The organism is Flavobacterium sp. ABG (genome assembly GCF_001027725.1).
GTDB lineage: Bacteria > Bacteroidota > Bacteroidia > Flavobacteriales > Flavobacteriaceae > Flavobacterium > Flavobacterium cupriresistens.
This window is the reverse complement of record NZ_LEKS01000014.1, coordinates 1-21,793: the sequence shown is the minus strand read 5'-3', so window position 1 is coordinate 21,793 and position 21,793 is coordinate 1. Positions and strand designations below refer to the sequence as shown.

Sequence of the window (21,793 nt, the reverse complement as noted above, 5' to 3'; positions counted from 1 at the left end):
TTAATTGCCTTTTACGATAGCCGAAGCAATTTGCCCGCAATGGTGTGAATTGTGAAAAAGAATGATAGACAATAGTCTGATTCTTGATACCGTTCCTAAAAAAGGAGCTTCTGTTTCTTCGAACCAATCTTTGTCCGAAGAATTTTCTATTACAGCTTCGAGTGCTTTGTATCCTTGTTCCAAAAGGGTACGACTTGTTTGCAGATCGTACTCTTTTCCGGTGTCGGATTGTCCTATGGTTGTGTTCTCTACGTTGGTTTCAATCCCGAAAGATTGGCCTAAAATAAGGGCAGTTTCTCCAATATGTCTGTAAATAAATCCGACAGAAGCTGTTTTTTCATTCAATCTGAAACGAATGTTTTCGGAACTTATGTTTTTAAAAGTAGCATAACAATTAGATCGGTTTTGATCTAAAAGAGCAAGTAGAATTTCTTTTTGCATGATTTTTAATTTTGAAATTAATCTTTCTTTTTGTTTAAAATAGTTTCCAGTTTACTGAGTTTATTTTCCCAGAATTGATCAAAATGACTGATCAGCGCTTTTACGTCATTAAACCCTTTTTGGTTTAAAATACAATGGCGTTCCCGTCCGACTTCCTGAATCGAAATAAAGCCGGCCTGCTGTAATATTTTAATATGTTTTGAAACCGCAGGACGACTCATATCAAAATTTTCAGCCAAAGCATTTATGTTGTAACTCTCTTGAGTAAGTAATTGCAGAATTTGCCTGCGACTCGGATCTGCAATTACTTGTAAAGCATCAAAATTTGGGATTGACATTATTTTGTATTTAAAGCATTAACTAATTTTTCCATGATTTTAAGCCATCCGTCGGTCATTCCGTTAAGGATTGAGATATTGGCTTCTTTAAATCCGGTGTGGAGAAGATGTAATTCGGTTCTGTTATCTTTCTTTTCGAGTGTCCATTCTACAACGGTATCAAGTGTGATTACTTTATTTCCGGGGCCGGCTGTCCAGCTGTAAACCAGTTTTTGATGAGGGACGATTTCTAAAACTTTACAGTGCATAATTCCGTCAAGATCTAAACTCGGAATCGGATTGGTGCGAAAGGTAAATTCGTGTCCTAAGGCAAGTTTAAAATCATTGGGCATAATCCATTGTGCAATTAAATCGGCATCGGTTAAATAAAGCCAGATTTCTTCGGGAGATTGGTTGTAAAACCATTTGTGTTTGATTTCTGTTTTCATAATTAAGTAACTTTAAGGTTACGTAAAATTACATGTAACTTTTGAGTTACGCAAATATTTTTAAAGTTTTTTTTAGTTGAAGTTTTTTTTTTAAGTACTTTGAATGTCAGTTGTTTATGATGGGTCTTCGGCTTCGCTCAGACTGACATTAGTGTTACAAGTGGATTATGATTTAGAAAACTTTTACATAACTTAATCCGTATTGTTGTCCGTTGTAGAAGGGAGCAATCATCGAAGTCGAATTATGTTCAGAAGCTGACTTGCCGAATAGTTTTTTGGTGATATAGGGGTTCATCCAATAGGCGATTTTGGTACTCAGAATTCCGATTCCAGCTCCGGCTGCCACATCGGTTAACCAATGGCGATTGTTGTAGATTCTAAAAAGTCCGGTTCCTGTGGCTACGGCATAACCGGCAATTCCGTACCAAATGGATTTGTCTTTGTATTCCTGCCATAAAAATTCGGCTCCCGCAAAAGCAGTTGCGGTATGCCCGGAGGGAAAAGAATTATTCGAACTTCCGTCAGGTCTGTCTTCGTGTACAATTGATTTTAAACCCAGAACAGTTGAGGCCATAATAACATACGAAGTCACAAAGATCACAGAACGGTCGCGCATGTTATTTTTTCCTTTTACACCAAAAGCATTCAAAGCATAAACCGAAGCAGCAGGGGCGTATTGTGAGAAATCATCAATGGTAATTTTCTGATCGATGTCTTCTGTAACTTCTTTGTTGATCTGCGAATTAAAACTTAAAAGCTGATCACTTTCCAGACCAATTACCCCATAGCCAATTAAAACACCCGGAATAATCAATTGCTTGTAATTGAACTTCAGATTGTGTGATGCCGTGCTGTCAATTGAAGCAATAGAATCTGTTTTTTGTGCTGTAGCAGAAAAAACACCGAATAACAATACCAGGGAAATCGTTTTGTAAAACATAGCTGATTGTCTTTATGATTTGCAAGTATAACGAATGATTTTGGGAACTATTTTTCGCTTAATTCAACCTTAAGTGAATATTAATCTGCTGGCTTTTAAAGAGGCATTATATGGAGGATACAGAATAAATATACATGATATTCCGAGTAAGAGATAAGGACTTTAGAAGCATAGAAATCCTCAGCTTCAATCAGACCGATGGTGCTAATAGAAACGACAATGTAAGAATAATAATAGTAATAAACAATAGGCTAGGCGTTTAGTGAAAACCAAAAAGTACTTCCTAATCCTAAATTACTTTCTACACCAATGGTACCGTTTTGGGCCTCGATAAATTCTTTACTGATGGCTAACCCCAATCCGGTTCCGGATTTCTGACTGCCCGGGATTTGAAAATATTTGTCGAAAACTTTGTTTTTGTATCTCGCATCAATACCTTTTCCGGTATCGATAACCTGAAATACGATTTGGTTGTTTTCTCTTTTTAGTCTGATGGTAATGGTACTTTTTTCAGACGAATAGGTAATGGCATTTGATAAATAATTAATCAGAACCCAGCCCGTTTTTTCACTGTCGGCTTTTACTTCGCTTAAATTTTCATCGGCCTCAACGACTAATTTTATCTGCTTTTGCTCGGCTTGTACTTTTACGGCTTCGGTAGCGTAATGTACAATAGCATAGGGGTTACTTTTTTCGATATTCAATTGAATATTTCCCGTTTCTAATTGCGATAGGTTAAGTAATTCGCCCGTGATTTTCAGTAACCGCTGACTATCGTCTTTAATGCTCTCAACCAACTGATTCTGATCTTCATTCATTGCACCGGTTTTAGCATTTTGCAGCAATTGGAGACTCAGTTTTATAGAAGCAATTGGCGTTTTTAATTCGTGAGAAACGGTTGCGATAAAATTAGTTTTGGCAAAATCAAGTTCTTTAAAAAGGGTAATATTTCGAAGAATAATAACATCACCAATATTGATTTCTGTTTCTTCCCCTGTTGGAGTTATCGTAATATTAATTGTTTCTTTATCAAAATAACTTTCTTTTCCGTTGGCGAAAATTTTCATAGGCTGCTTTTTCTGCAATTCACCGGCGGGTTCTTTTAAAATCAGTGAACGCATTAAATCATTCGACAAAGCCAGATCGGGAGCCAATTTCCCGATAATATCTTCCGATTTTAAACCTACAATTTTCAAGGCTTCATCGTTTGCAAACAAAATCAGTCCTTCATTATCTAAACCAATAATAGGATCGTGCATATTATTGATGAGCGTTTCAAGTCGTTTTTTTTCAAAGAAAAGCTTGTACAAGTTACTGCTATTGTATTCCTCGAGTTTCTGCGCCATTGTATTAAACGATTTGGCGAGATCACCATACTCATTATGGCTGGTGAAATGTACCCGTTCGGAATAATTTTTATTGGCAATTTCCTTAATACTGAGTGTTAATTCTTTAATTGGATTCGCAATATTATTCGGTAGATTAATCAGTAAATTAAAAGCAATCAGAAAGCACAAAGTACCAACAACTGCAATCAGTATATTGGCATTTTCGGCGGTATGTTTGGCGATATCACTTTTTTGCTTAATTGAATTCAGATTCAATTTCATGATCGTAAAAATGTTCTGTCTGATTTGTTTTTTGACTGCTTCATCGGAATTGCTTTTTTCTAAAAGAGCAAAATTCTTTTCGAGACTATCGGTTGCCTCTTTTTCTCCGGGCTCGGTAATATTTTGAGTTTGTTTTTCGAGATTACCTTTAAAATTATGAATGGATTTATTCGTATCTGCTACAGCTTCATCTAAAGACAAAATCATATTTCTGGAATATTCCAACGTATTATAATTGTCTTCCAGAATATTTTCGGTGTCTTGTTTTATTAAAAAGACAGAGTAGGCACTCACTAGCGAAAGTATAATGATCATTAAAAATAACAATCCAACTCCCAGATTCAATTTGGTTTTAATTCTCATGACTTATGTTTTTTTGAACCATATAAGTGCTATTTAAAAACAAAACTTGAACAAGTTCATATGACTTATATGGTTTATTTTTTTTGCAATAGCCAAATTCAATTTGGTTTTAATTCTTATGATTTATGTTTTTTTGAACCATATAAGTGATGTAAGTAAATATAAGTACTATTTAAAAACAAAACTTGAACGAGTTCATATGACTTACATGGTTTAATTTTTTTTAAGATAAAATAACAAGGTCAACATTCGATAATGACAGACTATTTAATAAACGTCTGAAAATCGTTGTTGACAAAATTACTTTAAATAAATTCAAATGTGGTTTTCCAATGCAGACAGTTGTAATTTGTTTTTGTTCAACTGTCATTAGAATGGCATCGGCTATGTTTTTATGTTCAATTTTAATTACTTCTGCGCCTAATTGTGTGGCCAGTTTAAAATTATTAATTAGATGACGTTGTTTGTCTAAAGGTATTTTTATGGGATTTTCTTTAGGTGTTTCTACATACATTACACACCAGCTACCGTTGTAATAACCCGCCAGTCGCGCTGCTTTTCGGATTACAATTTTGGCTGTTTTATCATTACTACTAATGCATGCCAGAAGTCTTTCATGTTTCAAGGCATGTAATTGCGGGACTTCATTCTCTACTTTTCGGACTACCTGACTTGCGACTTCTTTCAAAGCCAATTCCCTCAGTTGCAGAATCTGTTCTGATTTAAAAAAGTTTGTCAAAGCCGTCTGAATTTTATCAGCCGTATAAATTTTTCCTTCTTTCAAACGGGCAATTAAATCCTCTGCAGTCAAATCGATATTCACAACCTCATCTGCAATTCGCAATACATTATCGGGAATTCGTTCTTGTACATCAATACCGGTAATGCGTTTTACATCTTCGTTTAAACTTTCAATATGCTGAATATTAACAGCCGAAATCACATTGATTCCAGCTTCGAGGATCTCTAAAACATCTTGCCAGCGTTTTTCATTTTTACTTCCTTCTACATTGGTATGTGCCAATTCATCTACAATTACGACTTCGGGTCTCAGGTTGATGATGGCTTGTACATCGAGTTCTTCGAGCTCTTTGCCTTTATAGAAAATAGTCCGCCTCGGAATCAGGGGCAGACCAAATAATAATTCATGTGTTTCTTTTCGGAGGTGTGTTTCTATGTAGCCGATTTTCACATCAATTCCGTTTTTCAATAGCGAATGTGCTTCCTGAAGCATTCGGTACGTTTTGCCCACACCGGCGCTCATTCCGATATAGACTTTAAACTTTCCTTTTCTTGATTTCTGAATTAAATCGAGAAAGTGTTGTGCGTTATTTTCTTTTTCCTGTTTCATAGTGTTTGCCACGAAGGCGCTAAGACGCAAAGTTTTTTTTATACCACAGATATTTTAAGAAAGTGCTTTTGAACTTTGTTAAAGCGTTGCTAATCTGGTATATCTATGCGCAAAAAAACAGCCATGAATTTCACCAATTGGCACGAATTAATTAGTGTAATTAGTGCAATTCGTGTCTAATTTTTTTGCGTCACAGATTATTAATCATTTTAATCTTTGGCAGATACTATTAAAATCTTTAAACTTTCTTTTTCTTGATTTCTGAATTAAATCGAGAAAGTGTTGTGCGTTATTTTCTTTTTCCTGTTTCATAGTGTTTGCCACGAAGGCGCTAAGACGCAAAGTTTTTTTTATACCACAGATATTTTAAGAAAGTGCTTTTTGGACCTTGTCAAAGCGTTGCTAATCTGGTATATCTATGCGCAAAAAAACAGCCACGAATTTCACCAATTGGCACGAATTAATTAGTGTAATTAGTGCAATTCGTGTCTAATTTTTTGCGTCACAGATTATTAATCATTTTAATCTGTGAAATCTGTGGCAGATACTTACTAAAAAGAAATCGCCAACGAAGTCGTCACAAACGTATTGGTATCCGTTGGGAGATCATTTTTTGCGAAAATTTCATCTTTACTCGAAAGATTTCTGGCTTCTATTCTAAACATTACATTATCGGTAACCAGGTAATCAAAGTTAGCTGAAAATCCGTAAGTTTTAAAACCATTCGGAGTTTTGGTCGAGATAATAACTCCTTTTTCATCGCTGTAATATTCACCTCTTGCTGCCAATTGAATTTTTTCAGTTGGTTTGTACTGTAGAATTACAACAGGAGAAAACCAAGTATCGTATTTGTTACTGTTTTTAGCCGATTGCTGAGAACCTACATCAATACCGGCTGTTAGGTTTGTTTTATCCGTTAGTTTAAATTGTCCGTAAAAATTATTAAAGTAGCGCCATTTTTTGTCAATGTCAGGTTGTTCATTTCCCACATAAGTACTCCAATTTAGTGTTGCTCTGTCCGATGGTTTGTAGGTAACCTGTGTCCCGAAAGCAGGTGTTTGATTTCCTTCTATTTTCTGGATTCTTTGCCATCCGTTCAGATACATTCCGGCCAAATACCATTTTCCGGATGCTGAGGTATAGCCAATTTTCACTCCTGCTTCATAATAAGGGGAGTTTTCTGCTAAAATACTTCTGGTTAAGTTGGCACAATCTTTTCCAATAGCGCTTTCAAAACCAAGATGGGAAGGCATGATTCCGGCATCGATCCACAAGTCATGATTTTTTGAAATCTTTACACCAACATTTGCTTCATATACGTTTTTTAATAAGTCCTGTTCTGCTGATAGATTATATTGGGCGTATGTCCCAGCCATCAAAGCAAAATTCCCACGGACATTTTCTTTGCTGTAATTCACTTTTGCTAAACCCAGATTTAGGTTTACTTCGTTACTTCTGTTGTAATTGTAGATAAAACCGGGGCGGGTATGATCTTCCGGTTTTGCAAAATCATAACTATAATAAACCTCAACATAGCCGGAAAACGTAAACGGACTTTTGGATGTTTCTTGAGCGTGTAAATTGGTAAAGCCAAAAGCAATTAAAGCGGTAAGTATTATTTTTTTCATTTTATTTGATATTCAGGTTTTAGAACCTTGTAGGGATTTATTATTTCGATATTTAAACCTGACAGGTTTCCAAAACCTGTCAGGTTTAGATTTGTTTTTTTATTTTAAAGCATCTAAAGCCACATTCAATTCCAGAACATTAACTGTTGAAGGTCCGACAACAGCGGTATTAATTTTAGATTCAACCAAGGCCTTTACTTTTTCTTCAGGCAATTTTCTTTCTTTGGCGATACGTTTTACCTGAATTAAAGCGCCTTGTGGAGAAATATTCGGATCCAGTCCGCTTCCGGATGCTGTAACTATATCAGCAGGAATTTCAGATTTTCTTAAGTACGGGTGTACAATCAAGAAAGTATCAATTCTTTTTTGAACCAAAGCCAAGTACTCTTTGTTATCAGCTGCTTTGTTGCTTCCGCCACTTCCTGCAGCATTATAATCTACAGCCGAAGGTCTTCCCCAGAAATAATTGGACTTATCGAATTTCTGACCTATTTTTTGGTAACCAACCACTTTTCCGTTAACCGAAATAGTTTCTCCTTTCCCTTGATTTGGAGCAAATTGAGCAATTCCGTAAACTGCTAAGGGATAAATGACTGCGAATAAAACCACAATTAAAAGAGTGAATTTTACGATTGAAAAGATATTTTTCATTTTGTTTTTTTTTAAGATTCTAAGGTTCTAAGGTTCTGAGTGACTAAGTTTCTGAGTTTTTTTTCTTAATGCCTTGCTATTTATAGCGCAGAGCTTTTTTATATGAATAAGTCTTTTTTTAAGATTCTAAGGTTCTGAGGGACTAAGTTTCTGAGTTTTTTTTCTTAGTGCCTTGCTATCTATAGCGCAGAGCTTTTTTATATGGATAAGTCTTTTTTTAAGATTCTAAGGTTCTGAGGGACTAAGTTTCTGAGTTTTTTTCTTAGTGCCTTGCTACTTATAGCTCAGAGCTTTTTATATGAATAAGTGTTTTTCTTTTTTTAAGATTTTAAGGCGCTAAGTTTCTGAGTTTTTTTTAGTTATTAGACTTCTAATAGGAAAACTTAGAACCTTAGCAACTTAGCCTCTTAGTTCCTTTTTTCTACATAAACAGCGCTACCAATAAATCAATTAATTTAATTCCGATAAAAGGGACAATCAGACCGCCTAAACCATAAATCAACAAGTTTCTTTTTAGGATTGCACTTGCACCAATTGGTTTGTAATCAACACCCCTTAAAGCAAGCGGAATTAATATTGGAATAATGACTGCATTAAAAATCACCGCCGATAAAATGGCACTTTCTGGACTGTGCAGTCGCATAATGTTTAAACCTTCAAGAGCCGGAATCGCTGTAATAAAAAGAGCAGGGACAATAGCAAAATATTTAGCAACGTCATTGGCGATAGAGAAGGTGGTAAGCGTTCCTCGGGTCATTAATAATTGTTTTCCGATTTCGATGATCTCAATTAATTTGGTTGGATCATTGTCCAGATCGACCATATTTCCTGCTTCTTTGGCTGCTTGTGTTCCGCTGTTCATTGCCACACCAACATTAGCCTGAGCAAGTGCTGGTGCATCATTGGTACCGTCACCCATCATGGCAACAAGTTTGCCTTGATTTTGTTCGTTTTTAATGTAGTTCATTTTATCCTCCGGTTTCGCCTCAGCAATAAAATCATCTACACCGGCAGCCTCGGCAATAAATTTGGCTGTTAGAGGATTATCTCCCGTAACCATTACCGTTTTTACCCCCATTTTGCGTAAACGTTCGAAACGTTCTTTCATTCCTGTTTTAATGATATCTTGTAATTCGATAACCCCTTGAACCTGACTGTTCTTGATCACCACCAATGGAGTTCCTCCTTTAGAAGAAATGGCAATTACTCTTTGATCAATATCTTCCGGGAAATTATGACCTGCTTGAAGCGTAATATTTTTAGCAGCATCCTGGGCGCCTTTTCTAATATTAGTACCGTCTTTTAAGATTACTCCTGAAGTTCTAGTTTCGGCGGTAAATTTGATTGTTTGTGAAATGTTATCCGTAAGAAGTGAAATCTCCGATTGTATTTTGCCATTTACATCCAACGTTTTGCTAAGTTCAATAATACTTTTTCCTTCCGGAGTATCATCTGCAAGTGAACTCAATACAGCCGACTTAATAAAATCTTCTGCAATAATGCCTTTTGCAGGATAAAAATTAGTTGCTTTTCGGTTTCCAATCGTAATCGTTCCGGTTTTATCCAAAAGTAAAACATCGATATCTCCGGCAGTTTCTACCGCTTTTCCTGATTTTGTAATGACGTTGGCACGCAAAGCTCTGTCCATTCCTGCAATTCCAATTGCCGAAAGTAATCCGCCGATGGTTGTTGGAATCAGACACACAAACAAGGCAATAAAAGCGGCAATTGTTATGGGTGCATTGGCATAATCAGCAAATGGTTTTAGCGTAACGCAAACAATCACAAAGATTAAAGTAAAGGCAGCCAATAAAATGGTTAAGGCAATTTCGTTTGGTGTTTTCTGACGGCTTGCTCCTTCAACCAAAGCAATCATTTTATCAAGGAAACTTTCTCCCGGTTCTGATGTTACGATTACTTTTATCTTATCGGATAATACTTTTGTCCCTCCGGTTACAGATGATTTGTCACCACCCGCTTCCCGAATTACAGGAGCACTTTCTCCCGTGATAGCACTTTCGTCGATTGTGGCCAGACCTTCGATGATTTCACCATCAGTAGCAATTAAATCACCTGACTCACAAATGAAAACATCGCCTTTTTTTAATTCAGAAGAACTGATGTTTTTGATTTCACCATTTGGCAAAAGCTGTCTTGCAGGTGTTTCTTCACGTGTTTTTCTTAAACTGTCAGCTTGTGCTTTTCCTCTGGCTTCGGCAATAGCTTCCGCAAAATTGGCAAACAAAAGCGTAGCGAGTAAAATCAAAAAGACTATGAAATTATAGATAAAACTGCCTTGATCCTGAGCGCCAAATAAGATGGCTGCACAAACAACAAACATGATCGCAGTCCCTATTTCTACGGTAAACATTACCGGATTTTTGAACATTGTTTTCGGGTTAAGCTTCACAAAAGACTGTATTAGAGCATCTTTTACCTGCTTACTTTCAAACAATGAATTGGATTTATTAGTTGTCATTTTAGTATATTATTTTGTTTGGCTAAACATTTTTTTTTAACACATAGACACATAGATTCTTTATTTTGAGATTAAGATTAAGATGTTTCAATTTATATAACAGCATATAGCTATGTGAAAAAAAGAATTTTCTTTAATACTCTGTTTTATGGTATTAATCTATGTTTCTATGCGTTAAAATACAGGGTTCAGCATTGAAAAACGAGTTGTTATTTTAAGGTGAAATATTCCGCTAAAGGACCAAGTGCCAACGCTGGAAAGAAAGATAAAGCGGCAATAATCGCAATTACAGCAAACACCATTACTCCAAAAATGGTAGTATCTGTTTTTAATGTTCCGGCGCTTTCCGGGATGTATTTTTTATTGGCTAATAATCCTGCTATTGCTAATGGTCCTACAATTGGAATGAAACGACTTAACAACAAAACAATTCCCGTTGTAATATTCCAAAACGGATTGTTATCACCCAGTCCTTCAAAACCCGAACCGTTGTTGGCTGCACTGGAAGTATATTCATATAACATTTCCGAAAATCCATGATGTCCCGGGTTGTTCAACCAGCCTGTAGCATTTCCGTCGAACCAGAATCCCATTGCCGTATCATTTGCCGCAAAATAAGAAGCTAAAGCAGTACCTGATAAGATCAATAAAGGATGAAGAATAGCAATAAAAGCAGCGATTTTAACTTCACGAGCCTCAATTTTCTTTCCTAAAAATTCGGGTGTTCTACCCACCATTAATCCGGAAATAAATACCGCCAGTATAATGAAAATATAAAAGTTTAAGATCCCCACACCACAACCTCCATAAAAGGCATTTACCATCATAGCAAGCAATTCCATCGCACCGGAAACCGGCATTGAACTATCGTGCATACTGTTTACAGAACCGGTGGAAATTACAGTAGTTGCAATACTCCAAAATCCTGAAATGGCAGGGCCGAACCGAACTTCTTTGCCCTCCATTGCTCCGGTTGTCTGAGCAATTCCCATTTTTTCGATGGCCGGATTTCCATTAATTTCACTTATAACAGTTGGAATTACCAGTAGTAAAAAACCAACGGTCATTACACCAAAAACAACCAAGGCAAATTTTCTTTTCTTTAGATAAAAACCCAAAGCAAAAATCATAGAAAACGGAATAATTAATTGCGCCCATAATTCTACAGCATTTGAAAAATAAGAAGGATTCTCTAATGGGTGTGCCGAGTTGGTTCCAAAGAAACCTCCACCGTTTGTACCAATATGTTTAATGGCAATAAAAGCAGCAGCCGGTCCACGGGAAACTTCAACCTGATCACCTTGTAAAGTAGTAATCGTATCTTTTCCTTCAAAAGTCATTGGTGTACCGCTAAACAATAACGCTACAGCTACGACTGCAGAAAGGGGTAATAAAACACGTGTACAGCTTTTGATGAAATAGTTATAGAAATTCCCCAGTTTATCGGTAGCTCTTTCTCTCATTGCATTAAAAATCATTGCTGCGGCAGCCATTCCGACGCCGGCAGAAACAAATTGCAAGAACATTAGGAACATTTGAGACAAATAAGAAACCCCGGTTTCGCCTGAATAATGCTGTAAATTGCAATTGACAACAAATGAAATAGCGGTATTAAAAGCTAAATCGGGTGACATCGACGGATTGTTGTCGGGATTTAAAAACAAAGAGCCCTGAAACAATAAGATAAAAAAGCAAAGAAAGAACCAAACCATATTTACACTCAAAAGTGCTTTGAGATGTTGTTTCCAGTTCATTTCTTCAGTGGAATTGATACCACTAATTTTAAAAATAAATTTTTCAATCGGATTGAAAATAGGATCAAGGAATGTTTTGTCGTTTGAATATACTTTAGCAATATATCTTCCGATCGGAATTGCTAAAACTATCGTAACGATAAAAATACTGATGATGCCAATTAATTCTGTATTCATAATTTTTATTTTTTATGTGGAAGGTTGTCTGTAAAATGGGAGCCGTTTTTTGTTTACAGATCACATTTCACAACCCTCATTTCACATTTTACTTTATTAAAATTTTTCGGGTTTGATTAAGACGTAAACCAAATAGGCGAAAACGACAATGGAGACAATAAATAGTGCGATCATGATTTAGATTTTTTCGAAGAATTCGACTGATTTAAAACAAATGGCAAAGAGCAAAACGGCCAATGCGAGTAAAAGAATAGTTAGTAACATATCATATTGATTTAATTGTGATTTGTGATTTGTGATTTGCGAAATGCGAAATGTGATTTGTAAAATGAATTTGGGGAATCGTTTTACATTTCACATTTCACAGACTCCACAAACAGCTTTTTACACTCCCGAGGTATTAATTTGTTTGACATATTCCGCTTTAAGGGTTTGAGGAAAAAGATGTGAAATATTGCAGTGACGCACTTCCATAAAAGAAGAAACAGAGAAAACATACACATTTGAAATGGCGTTTTTAGTTTCGATACTTCCGGAAACAAACAGACGCTCGGCAAGGGCTAAGCATTTTTTTGCACGGACAATATTACCGGAGATAATAGCCTTTTTGGTAATCTCAGCAAAACGCTCGGCTTGTTTGTAAATAGAATTGACTTGATTTTTCATTAGAAAGAATTTTAATGTTCTCTCCTCTTATGCCAAAAGCTGTTCCGAAAAAGTAACAGAGGTGCTAAAAGCTTGTAAATAAAAGCGTTGAGGTTCTGTGCCAGAAATCAGGCATAAAAAAAGCCTATCAAAATGATAAGCTTTTATTGAAATGATAAGGTAATTTGAAAGTTGAAAGTGAAATGTAATTTGTAAAAAGTCAAAATTCCGAGTCTCACATCTCACAAATTCACATTGTTATTGAATCCCGTATTCTTCCAATTTTCTATACAAAGTAGCAATTCCAATTTCGAGTAAACGGGCGGTTTCTGCTTTGTTGCCTTTGGTATAATTTAAAACTTTCTGGATGTGTAGTTTTTCGATACTCTGCATGGAGAAAGCCGACATGGTTTTAGAAGCTTTTTCAGGTTGATGCTGCATTTCATAAGGCAGGACATCAGCAGTTAAAAGGGTATCGCTTAAAATAACAGAACGTTCAATGATATTTTTGAGCTCCCGAATGTTTCCGGGCCAGGAATAACTTTCTAATTTCTGAAGAAAGTCATCTGAAATTGCTAAAGTTTTCTTGTTTGTCTTTTCAGAAAATTGTTTGACAAATGAAAGCGTAAGTGCTGCAATATCTTTGACTCTTTCTCGTAAAGGAGGAAGCTTAATTTCGAAGATATTCAATCTGAAATACAAATCAGAACGAAAACGATGTGCGTCACTTTCGGTTTTCAAATCGCGGTTTGTCGCTGCAATTAACCTGAAATTTGATTTTTTTGAAGTCGTATCACCAACTGGAATGTATTCGCTGGTTTCTAAAACGCGCAATAACTTAGCCTGTAATTCAATGGGCATTTCGCCAATCTCATCCAAAAACAAAGTACCACCATTGGCTTCTTCAATAAAACCTTTTTTATCTTTTAAAGCTCCGGTAAAAGCGCCCTGTTTATGACCAAAAAGTTCACTTTCTAAAATTTCCTTACTAAAAGTACTGCAATTTAGCGCTACAAAAGATTTCCCGGCACGAGTACTATTTTCGTGAATCGCCTGAGCAAAAACCTCTTTTCCGGTTCCCGTTTCACCGGTAAGCAAAACTGTCGAATCTGTTTTGGCAACTTTTTTAGCCAGATCAATAACCTGTTCGATGCCTTTTGATTTTCCTATAATAGTAGCAAAAGAATATTTATCGCCAATGCGTTTCTCAAGTTGCTGCACCTTTTTCTGCAAATGCACTTTTTCGACCGCTTTATAGAGAAGCGGAATAATTTTGTCGTTGTCGTCACCTTTAACGATGTAATCAAAAGCACCATTTTTCATGGCTTGAACACCGTCCGCAATGTTTCCGAATGCCGTCAACAAAATAACTTCAGTAAGCGGGAAACTTCCTTTTATGTTTTGAAGAAAGTCAACCCCATTGCCATCGGGTAATTTTACATCACATAAAACGACATCAATATCGGTTTGTTCCAGTTTTTTAAATCCCGATTTCAAATCTTTAGCTTCGAGAACTTCAAATCCTTCTGATTTTACAATACGGGCAAGCAGACTTCTAAGTTTTTCTTCGTCGTCTATGATTAAAATTTTATGTGTCATTTGAGAGTAGTGCTAAATCGAATCGATAATTTCGAAATACAAATTTAGGTTTTAAATCATTTGACTTTTGGATTCCTCCTACAATTTCGCAAAAAAAGCACGCTGAAAATAGACTCAGAGTGCTTTTAGCTTAATTGATTTCCTTTTGATTGTCCTTTATAAAAGTGTCGATGTTTTTCAGATAAGGATCAATAACAAGAAGTTGAGGTTTGCTTTTAAGTTTGATTTTACCTTTGATCACATTGTTTTGTATCAAAAAAGGATAACAGAATAATTTTCCATTTTCATCATAAATGCCAACGTCTATCAGAGCATCATTAGAAAGCAAGGTTTGTTTTCCGGTTGCATTTTCAGCATATTTCTTTGAATTTGCATGGAAAGCAACTTCATAATAACCATCCTTTTTCTGACTTTCAACATTTGTAATATTCGAAGAATAAGTGATGATTTGTTTGAACATTTCGTCTAATTTCGGATGAAGTTTTGGATCAGTTGCAGCATAAATTTCATCCAATAGATTTTCAGAATCCGGAATCTGATTGGGGTAGCGGTAGTGAGTTAAGAAATTCTTCAATGCCAGATTTACTTTTTTCTCACCAATTAACAATCTCAACTGATGCATAACCAACATTCCTTTGTCGTAAGGCAAATGGGGCGTTTCATAGTTGGTTTTGTAAAGTGGCGTTTCAGGTTCATAACTTCGACTGCTCAAATACAAATCCAAATGAATTTTCAGTGTTTCTAAAGCTTTTTCTAAACCATGTTCCTTTTCGTAAAGCATTAATTCGGTGTATTGCGCCAAGGTTTCGGTCAAAATCCAGCTGCCTTCTTTTTGCTCAGGACTAATCTGGGCATTTCCCCACCATTCATGCGACAATTCATGAGCCGTCAATTGATTGATAACGTCTTCTTTGTCATGCTGCGAAAGATCACTGTAAAAACCAAAATTCTCTTTCATGAATACCGTTGAAGGATAGGAGGTTGCAGCAAAACCATTCGCAAAAGCAGAGACTTCGGCATATCGGATCGTTTTATAAGGATATTTTTCAAAGTTTTTTTGGCAGTAATCCAACGTGTTTTTTACATCTTTAATGAGTTTGACTATATTTCGGGAATGCCTTTTATCATAATAGACTTCAATCAAAATTCCCTTATAATTTACTTTTTGAATTTGATACACTGCTGACGAAAAAGCAAATCGAAACGGAATTTTTCCATTTGATTTATAATGAAAATAATTGCGATCGTCTTTTTTCCACTTTGCAATCAAATCACCAACACCAATGGCTGTTTGGTCTTTTGAAGTAGAAACAGTTGTTTCATAGTCAATAAAATCAGAATCGATTTTCGATTTGTCTTCTAACTTTTTAAGTGGAGTCTGAGGCTCTAAGTGTCTTTTTACACGTTCCTTTTTGCTGCTGATTTCATTAGAATCCTGATATCCAAAAACAGGATAATAACGACTGATCCTCATAAAAGAGCCGTTTTCGATTATCGAATTAAAAGAAGTATGACCTTTAAACGGTGACCATGAAGATTCAAATGAAAAAGAAATTGTCATTTTCTGCCCCGATTGTAGCGGTTTCTTTAAAAGATACCAATAATGATTGAATTCAGAGGTCTCTCCAATTGGTTTAGCGTTTGGAATTGTAACAGATTTCAATTTTGAATTCCGATCTAAATAAAGCAGCAAACTGTCAATCGGTTGTTTTGAATTATTGATTAACTGATACGTACCGTTTACCTCGTATCTGTTCTCTTCCGGAAATAAGGCTACAGCGCTTTTTACGGAAAAAATGGTCGGTTGTGGCTGATGCGAGAACTTTTTTAAGTTTAATTCATATCGTTCACTCCAATTGTTTTGATCGTCCGCTGTAAGATAAGGATATTCGATATTGGTTTTATAAAAAAGATAAGTTCCAAAGCCCGTAAAAAGTAAAATACCTAAAGAGAGGATACCTTTTTGAATACGAGTAAAGGAATGTCTTTGAAATGATTTTAGGAGGGTAGAATTTCGTTTCCATAAAATGCCTGTTACCACAATCATAATGAGGGCTAATCCAAGATTGTAAACCATCGAAACATGAAACGGAATGGTATATGTTCCGAAACCGTTCAGGTCAAAGTACTCTCTTTTAAAAGCATCTCCAAATCTAAATAAAGGATGTGAAATTCCTAATTGCTCACCAATTCCCGAACTAATTAATAGCGTTACAATTATCGCAATCGAAAGCCCTAAATATTTATTTGAAACAACAGTCTGAATAAAAAGAACTAAGACCGAAATCAATACAACAGGAAAGCCAAGAAAATAATACAAAGAAGCGTAAAGACTAAACTCTATTGGCGCATTAGCATGAATGATTTGAAAGCCACAACCTATAAAAATACTCCAGGTGATAAGAATAAACGGAATTGTGAAAAGTGAAATTATTTTGGAGAGTAAAGCTATAGTTTGCTGGTAAGGGGTAGTGTTTTCAAGTATTTCGAAGCGTACCGTTTCGCCGCGGGTTACTAATTCGTTACTGTAAAAAAGCAGAATCAGAATTAAAATGAAAGGCAGTCGATCCATGATGGTGCTGACCATGAGAGCGGTATTGGTTATGTTTTGCGCCAAGCGAATGCCGCCGTCAATTTCGTCTGACAGTTCAATTAAAAGCAATCCCGAAAATAAAAGTACAACTAACAGAAATGGAATTCCCTTTAAAATCAAAGAAACATCCATTTTGATATAACTTTTAAGAACCAGTAAATTATGTTTTAAAGTGCGATACTCCATGTTTTTTGGAGTTTCAGATGAAAAAGTAAGGGTTTCGTTTTTTAATATTCTATTCGGTTTTACTTTTTTAGTTTTTGCTTTTCGAAAGGAAAAGAAGCGATAAGCAATAAACGACAATAGAATGGAGAAACTAGTCCAAAGGATTCGGTTGTACAACAGATTACCCGACAAATCAATTAGATTATTGTTTTTTTGAATGGCTGTCCAATAACGGGTTTGTTCTAAAAAAGCAGCCAAACCAAAAGGATCTATTTTTGCGGCAAACGACATGGCAGCGGCTGATGAGGGTGAAGCATTGGCAAAAATTGGGGAGTTAGAAAACAAAGATCCTGCGATATATAAAATGTACACCATAAAGCCACCAACATAAACCAGTAGTTTGTTGCGGGTTAACCAAGCCAAAGAAGTTAGGAGTGAAAGGCACAAAAGAATGTTAGGAAGCACTAAAACCAAATACGGCCAACTATAATTTAAAATTGAAAAAGGCCCAATTTGCTCTTTTGATAACCAAGGCATTTGATGACCGATTAGCATCCCGACGACAAAAGTTCCAAACGAAACAACGGCAACTCCAAAAGCAACAATAAATTTACTTCCCAGATAATTGAATTTGGATACAGGAGTTGTAAAAAGGATCGTATCGAATTTGGTTTCATATTCTTTAAGAAAGTGTTGCGCAACTTGTAATGTAATCGAAAATATAACGCTTAAAGAAAATAAACCAATGGCGTACGTGAGAACAAAAGGGCTGTTTTTATAAGCGCCTGAGAACGAGAAATTGGCAAAAGCACCGGTAAAAAAGCCCAAAACCAAATAAATTAAAAAGGTGGCATAAAAGCTTCGGCTTCGGGTATAAGTATGCCATTCGAAGGATATTAATTGGGATAGCATAACGTTATTTTTTAAGTTGATTTTGAGATAAAAGAGTGAAATAAACAGCACTCAAATCAGGTGATATTAAATTGAAACCGCTATTTGGCTGTTGCTCTGAAAAAACATGAATATGAAGTTTTCCGGAATTCAAATTCGAAGAAATGATATTGAAATTATCTTTGTATTCCTGTAATTCAGTTTTAGAGATGACTTTCATCCAGATTTTGCCTTTCAAGGAATTAATTTCTTTTTCAGGATTTCCTTCCAGAATTAAAGTTCCATTCGAGATAATAGCCATTTTGGTGCATAAATCGCGAACATCTTCCACAATATGAGTAGATAAAATCACAATGATATTTTCGCCAATTTCGCTTAACAAGTTGTTGAACCGATTTCGTTCCTCAGGATCCAGACCAGCAGTTGGTTCATCAACAATAATAATTTTCGGATCTCCAAGTAAAGCCTGAGTTATGCCAAACCTTTGGCGCATTCCACCAGAGAAGGAGTGAACAGCTTGATCTTTGTATTGCAACAAATTGGTTTGCTGTAATAGATATAAAATCTGTTCGTGTCGTTCTTTTTTAGAAACAATTCCTTTTAAAATAGCCAGATGATCCAGCAATCGATAGGCTGAGATTTTAGGATAAACACCAAATTCCTGCGGCAGATACCCTAAATTTTCTCTTATAAACAAGGGATCCTCAAGAATATCGATACCATTAAAAAGTACCGTACCGGAGCTTGGTTCTTGCAAAGTGGCAATAGTTCGCATTAAGGTCGATTTTCCGGCTCCGTTTGGTCCTAATAAACCAAACATTCCGTTTTTAATTTCCAGCGTTACATCCGTTAGCGCTGCTGTGCCGTTCTCATACGTTTTGTTGAGGTTTTTGATTGATAAACTGTTCATTTTTTGATTGATTTAGATGATTGATTGTAATGATTTATTTCGAAAGAAATAGGCAATAGTATTCCTGTCGACTTCGGGGAGTCGATTTTTTAAATGGAGATTAAAAAAATGTTATTCGCTTATGTACTCTAAAATGTCACCAGGTTGGCATTCTAATATTTTACAAATGGATTCTAAAGTGTCAAATCTGATTCCTTTGGCCTTTCCGGTTTTAAGAATGGATAAATTGGCTGGAGTGATTCCTAATTTTTCAGCCAACTCTTTACTTTGCATCTTGCGTTTGGCAAGCATAACATCAACGTTTACAATTATTGGCATGATTATATAAATAAGTCTTGTTCGTTTTGAAGGTTTAATCCCTGTTTGAAAATGGTAGCTAAAAAATAGGCAAAAACGCCTAGCATAAAGTGCAATACGATAAAAATAGCAACTTCATTATCCAATGATACAAAAATAGAAGACAGAAGTATAACAATACCGGGAATGAAAAGATTTGCCAAGTAAAACTGCCTTAAATGTGTAATGCCATTTTGAGTGAATAATTTGGGTTGAAAAAACACCTTAAAGACATTACTGATTAATAAAAAGAAAAGCCCATAAAGACTCAATGGCGATAAAAATTCAAAAATGATATAAGGTGTGTTATAGTCACCCAGCATAAGCGGATGATTCGTAAAAGGATAACAAATTTGAAAATATTTACCACCTTCTCTGAAGTTTAGAAACCATCCGGTTGTTAATGCCAACGCAGAATAAGCCGCTAATGAGAAATAAAGAACAGCTAAAAAGCGGGTAATATAAAAGAGTATTTTTGAAACTAGGTGTGTGGTTTTCATTATGAGTTGAAGTTTGGTTTGTTATTACAAATGTATAATTAATTATCGTAAAACAATAATTAATTATTAAAAAATCATTTAGTTGTTGCTTTGTGTTTGTTTGTGAAAAGATTATAATTCTATTAACATTAGAAAATAAACGGCTTCGCAGAAATGAAGTAATTTTGTAAAAAAGCAATTTATTACATGAAAAACCCAATTTCAGTCTCCATATTAGAACTCGCTATAATTACTCAGGATAGTAACGCTCCGGAAACATTTCAAAAAACAAAAGACATCGCACAACTGGCAGATAGTTTAGGATATAAACGATTTTGGCTTGCTGAACACCACAATATGGCTCACGTAGCCAGTTCGGCAACTGTTGTTTTAATAGGGTATATAGCCAGTCAGACAAAGAACATCCGTGTCGGTTCAGGCGGAATCATGTTGCCGAATCATTCTCCTTTAATAGTAGCCGAACAATTCGGAACTTTAGAAACTCTTTATCCAGACAGAATTGATTTAGGTTTGGGAAGAGCGCCGGGAACAGATCAGCCAACTGCCGAAGCAATTCGAAAGGATTTTTTTGAACAAGCGCAACGATTTCCGCAGAACGTAAGCAAGCTTCAGGATTATTTTTCTAAAGAAAATAGCACTGCAAAGGTAAGAGCATTTCCAGCCGAAGGTACAAATGTGCCCATCTGGATTTTAGGTTCAAGCATGGAAAGTGCCGCCCTTGCCGCTGCCTATGGATTACCATATGCGTTTGCAGGACATTTTGCACCACGTCAAATGATACAAGCTTTCGAATTCTATAGGGAGAATTTCCAAGCCTCTGCCGTTTTGGATAAGCCTAAAACAATGGCCTGCGTAAATATCATTGCAGCTGACACTGATGAAGAAGCTGAATTACTGTCAACCAGTTTGTATCAAATGTTTTTGAATCTGATTCGCAACGACCGTAAAGGGTTACAACCACCGGTTCCGTCTTTAGACGATATCATGAGTGAGGAAGAACGTTTCCATGTCAATCAGATGACCGCCTGTACATTTACTGGAAGCCCAAAACAACTAGCAGTTGATTTAAAAAAGTTCATAGACTATTCAAGAGTTGATGAACTTATGGTGACAAGTCCTATATATAATCACCAAGCTAAATTAAAAAGCATTCAGCTTACAAAAGAGGTTATAGGTTCCCTAAATCAGATACTATAATATATAGGTGTAATTAGATCTTTAATTATACGTCCTCAACCCGACAGGTTTTTAAAACCTGTCGGGTTTGTTGTTTAAAGATCCCAATATTAAAAAGCATCCAGCGTACAAAAGAAGTTATAGATTCCCTAAATTAGATACTATAATATATAGGAGCAATCATATCCTTAAATTATACGTCCTCAACCCGACAGGTTTTCAAAACCTGTCGGGTTTGTTATTCTAAGTCCACAAGCCCCAACATCAAAAAAAGAAGAAACTTGGCGCCTTTGCGTCTTTGCGAGACTATCCAGAGTAAAGAGAGAGTCCGAGAAGCAAGAATAACTCCGAGGATCTAAACCCTCAAAAGAGCAAAACTCCAGCAAAATCAGCCCTTCCCAAAGAACAAAGGAAACCAATGCGCAACTAATTGATTTTGCAAATATACATTCCTGCTTTTTAAAACGTAAACTATTATGACTAAAAAAAGTACAATCCAAGTTGAAAAAGTGAATACTCATATAGTAAATTGGTTAAAAACTTATGCCGAAAATGCTAAAGTTAACGGATTTGTCATAGGAATTTCAGGAGGAGTAGATTCAGCAGTCACCTCAACATTATGCGCCCAAACCGGATTACAAGTTTTATGTGTTGAAATGCCAATACACCAACCGCACAGTCATGTAACTCGTGGACGCGAACACATCGAACAATTAAAAAATAGATTCCCAAATGTAACAAGTGTTGAATCTGACTTAACTTATGTTTTTGAAAGTTTCAAAAAAATAGTTCCAGATACTATTGACACCCATAAGCTC

The 21,793-nt window shown here is 35.8% G+C and carries 18 protein-coding genes and 1 pseudogene; 2 read left to right on the top strand and 17 right to left on the bottom strand.

Annotated features, from left to right (window positions below; all coding sequences use genetic code 11):
• From AB674_RS14850 to AB674_RS14775, 17 genes are all read right to left on the bottom strand, one after another.
• On the bottom strand, positions 1-441 hold the full coding sequence (locus AB674_RS14850; protein WP_047777868.1) for a DinB family protein: 441 nt from the start codon (positions 439-441) through the stop codon (positions 1-3).
• A gap of 17 nt (positions 442-458) precedes the next feature.
• Positions 459-779 carry an ArsR/SmtB family transcription factor gene (locus AB674_RS14845; protein WP_047777866.1) on the bottom strand — a complete coding sequence of 107 codons (321 nt, stop codon included), beginning with the start codon at positions 777-779 and terminating at the stop codon, positions 459-461.
• Positions 779-1,207 carry an SRPBCC family protein gene (locus tag AB674_RS14840; protein ID WP_047777865.1) on the bottom strand — a complete coding sequence of 143 codons (429 nt, stop codon included), beginning with the start codon at positions 1,205-1,207 and terminating at the stop codon, positions 779-781. Before AB674_RS14840 ends, AB674_RS14845 begins: the two co-directional genes overlap by 1 nt.
• Positions 1,208-1,379: 172 nt before the next feature.
• Positions 1,380-2,147 (bottom strand): phosphatase PAP2 family protein, encoded by a 768-nt coding sequence (locus tag AB674_RS14835; RefSeq protein ID WP_047777863.1) that lies wholly within the window; start codon positions 2,145-2,147, stop codon positions 1,380-1,382.
• Positions 2,148-2,398: 251 nt separating this feature from the next.
• On the bottom strand, positions 2,399-4,120 hold the full coding sequence (locus tag AB674_RS14830; RefSeq protein WP_047777861.1) for a sensor histidine kinase: 1,722 nt from the start codon (positions 4,118-4,120) through the stop codon (positions 2,399-2,401).
• 223 nt (positions 4,121-4,343) lie between these two features.
• Positions 4,344-5,471 (bottom strand): sensor protein KdpD, encoded by a 1,128-nt coding sequence (locus AB674_RS14825; protein ID WP_047777860.1) that lies wholly within the window; start codon positions 5,469-5,471, stop codon positions 4,344-4,346.
• Between the two features lie 551 nt (positions 5,472-6,022).
• On the bottom strand, positions 6,023-7,099 hold the full coding sequence (locus AB674_RS14820) for a porin (protein WP_047777858.1): 1,077 nt from the start codon (positions 7,097-7,099) through the stop codon (positions 6,023-6,025).
• Positions 7,100-7,198: 99 nt separating this feature from the next.
• The gene (locus AB674_RS14815; protein WP_047777857.1) at positions 7,199-7,750 is read right to left on the bottom strand and encodes a K(+)-transporting ATPase subunit C; all 552 of its coding nucleotides are present in this window, start codon (positions 7,748-7,750) and stop codon (positions 7,199-7,201) included.
• A gap of 421 nt (positions 7,751-8,171) precedes the next feature.
• A complete protein-coding gene (gene kdpB, locus AB674_RS14810; protein ID WP_047777855.1) occupies positions 8,172-10,229 on the bottom strand; it encodes a potassium-transporting ATPase subunit KdpB in 2,058 nt (685 codons plus the stop codon).
• 209 nt (positions 10,230-10,438) lie between these two features.
• On the bottom strand, positions 10,439-12,160 hold the full coding sequence (gene kdpA, locus AB674_RS14805; RefSeq protein WP_047777853.1) for a potassium-transporting ATPase subunit KdpA: 1,722 nt from the start codon (positions 12,158-12,160) through the stop codon (positions 10,439-10,441).
• A gap of 96 nt (positions 12,161-12,256) precedes the next feature.
• Complete coding sequence (gene kdpF / locus AB674_RS23230) at positions 12,257-12,334, bottom strand: K(+)-transporting ATPase subunit F (RefSeq protein ID WP_082210653.1); 78 nt, start codon at positions 12,332-12,334, stop codon at positions 12,257-12,259.
• A 210-nt stretch (positions 12,335-12,544) separates the two neighbouring features.
• Positions 12,545-12,826 (bottom strand): hypothetical protein, encoded by a 282-nt coding sequence (locus AB674_RS14800; RefSeq protein ID WP_047777852.1) that lies wholly within the window; start codon positions 12,824-12,826, stop codon positions 12,545-12,547.
• Between the two features lie 237 nt (positions 12,827-13,063).
• Positions 13,064-14,404 carry a sigma-54-dependent transcriptional regulator gene (locus AB674_RS14795; RefSeq protein ID WP_047777850.1) on the bottom strand — a complete coding sequence of 447 codons (1,341 nt, stop codon included), beginning with the start codon at positions 14,402-14,404 and terminating at the stop codon, positions 13,064-13,066.
• Positions 14,405-14,534: 130 nt separating this feature from the next.
• Entirely contained in the window at positions 14,535-18,074 is a 3,540-nt protein-coding gene (locus tag AB674_RS14790; protein ID WP_047777848.1) for an ABC transporter permease/M1 family aminopeptidase, read from the bottom strand.
• 4 nt (positions 18,075-18,078) lie between these two features.
• Positions 18,079-18,963, bottom strand: a complete 885-nt coding sequence (locus AB674_RS14785; RefSeq protein WP_047777846.1) for an ABC transporter ATP-binding protein — start codon at positions 18,961-18,963, stop codon at positions 18,079-18,081.
• A gap of 111 nt (positions 18,964-19,074) precedes the next feature.
• A complete protein-coding gene (locus tag AB674_RS14780; RefSeq protein WP_047777845.1) occupies positions 19,075-19,281 on the bottom strand; it encodes a helix-turn-helix domain-containing protein in 207 nt (68 codons plus the stop codon).
• Positions 19,282-19,283: 2 nt separating this feature from the next.
• Positions 19,284-19,799, bottom strand: a complete 516-nt coding sequence (locus AB674_RS14775) for a hypothetical protein (RefSeq protein WP_047777843.1) — start codon at positions 19,797-19,799, stop codon at positions 19,284-19,286.
• A 186-nt stretch (positions 19,800-19,985) separates the two neighbouring features.
• Between AB674_RS14775 and AB674_RS14770 the strand changes: the two genes are divergently transcribed.
• Positions 19,986-20,996, top strand: coding sequence for an LLM class flavin-dependent oxidoreductase (locus tag AB674_RS14770; protein ID WP_047777840.1), 1,011 nt, complete (start codon positions 19,986-19,988; stop codon positions 20,994-20,996).
• A 455-nt stretch (positions 20,997-21,451) separates the two neighbouring features.
• Positions 21,452-21,793 (top strand): annotated as a pseudogene (locus tag AB674_RS14765) (NAD(+) synthase); the annotation flags it as partial.

What these genes read in the sequence shown, in the direction of transcription:
- AB674_RS14850 (WP_047777868.1), bottom strand. Translation starts at nt 441, where the DNA reads ATGCAAAAAGAAATTCTACTTGCTCTTTTAGATCAAAACCGATCTAAT.
- AB674_RS14845 (WP_047777866.1), bottom strand. Translation starts at nt 779, where the DNA reads ATGTCAATCCCAAATTTTGATGCTTTACAAGTAATTGCAGATCCGAGT.
- AB674_RS14840 (WP_047777865.1), bottom strand. Translation starts at nt 1,207, where the DNA reads ATGAAAACAGAAATCAAACACAAATGGTTTTACAACCAATCTCCCGAA.
- AB674_RS14835 (WP_047777863.1), bottom strand. Translation starts at nt 2,147, where the DNA reads ATGTTTTACAAAACGATTTCCCTGGTATTGTTATTCGGTGTTTTTTCT.
- AB674_RS14830 (WP_047777861.1), bottom strand. Translation starts at nt 4,120, where the DNA reads ATGAGAATTAAAACCAAATTGAATCTGGGAGTTGGATTGTTATTTTTA.
- AB674_RS14825 (WP_047777860.1), bottom strand. Translation starts at nt 5,471, where the DNA reads ATGAAACAGGAAAAAGAAAATAACGCACAACACTTTCTCGATTTAATT.
- AB674_RS14820 (WP_047777858.1), bottom strand. Translation starts at nt 7,099, where the DNA reads ATGAAAAAAATAATACTTACCGCTTTAATTGCTTTTGGCTTTACCAAT.
- AB674_RS14815 (WP_047777857.1), bottom strand. Translation starts at nt 7,750, where the DNA reads ATGAAAAATATCTTTTCAATCGTAAAATTCACTCTTTTAATTGTGGTT.
- kdpB (WP_047777855.1), bottom strand. Translation starts at nt 10,229, where the DNA reads ATGACAACTAATAAATCCAATTCATTGTTTGAAAGTAAGCAGGTAAAA.
- kdpA (WP_047777853.1), bottom strand. Translation starts at nt 12,160, where the DNA reads ATGAATACAGAATTAATTGGCATCATCAGTATTTTTATCGTTACGATA.
- kdpF (WP_082210653.1), bottom strand. Translation starts at nt 12,334, where the DNA reads ATGATCGCACTATTTATTGTCTCCATTGTCGTTTTCGCCTATTTGGTT.
- AB674_RS14800 (WP_047777852.1), bottom strand. Translation starts at nt 12,826, where the DNA reads ATGAAAAATCAAGTCAATTCTATTTACAAACAAGCCGAGCGTTTTGCT.
- AB674_RS14795 (WP_047777850.1), bottom strand. Translation starts at nt 14,404, where the DNA reads ATGACACATAAAATTTTAATCATAGACGACGAAGAAAAACTTAGAAGT.
- AB674_RS14790 (WP_047777848.1), bottom strand. Translation starts at nt 18,074, where the DNA reads ATGCTATCCCAATTAATATCCTTCGAATGGCATACTTATACCCGAAGC.
- AB674_RS14785 (WP_047777846.1), bottom strand. Translation starts at nt 18,963, where the DNA reads ATGAACAGTTTATCAATCAAAAACCTCAACAAAACGTATGAGAACGGC.
- AB674_RS14780 (WP_047777845.1), bottom strand. Translation starts at nt 19,281, where the DNA reads ATGCCAATAATTGTAAACGTTGATGTTATGCTTGCCAAACGCAAGATG.
- AB674_RS14775 (WP_047777843.1), bottom strand. Translation starts at nt 19,799, where the DNA reads ATGAAAACCACACACCTAGTTTCAAAAATACTCTTTTATATTACCCGC.
- AB674_RS14770 (WP_047777840.1), top strand. Translation starts at nt 19,986, where the DNA reads ATGAAAAACCCAATTTCAGTCTCCATATTAGAACTCGCTATAATTACT.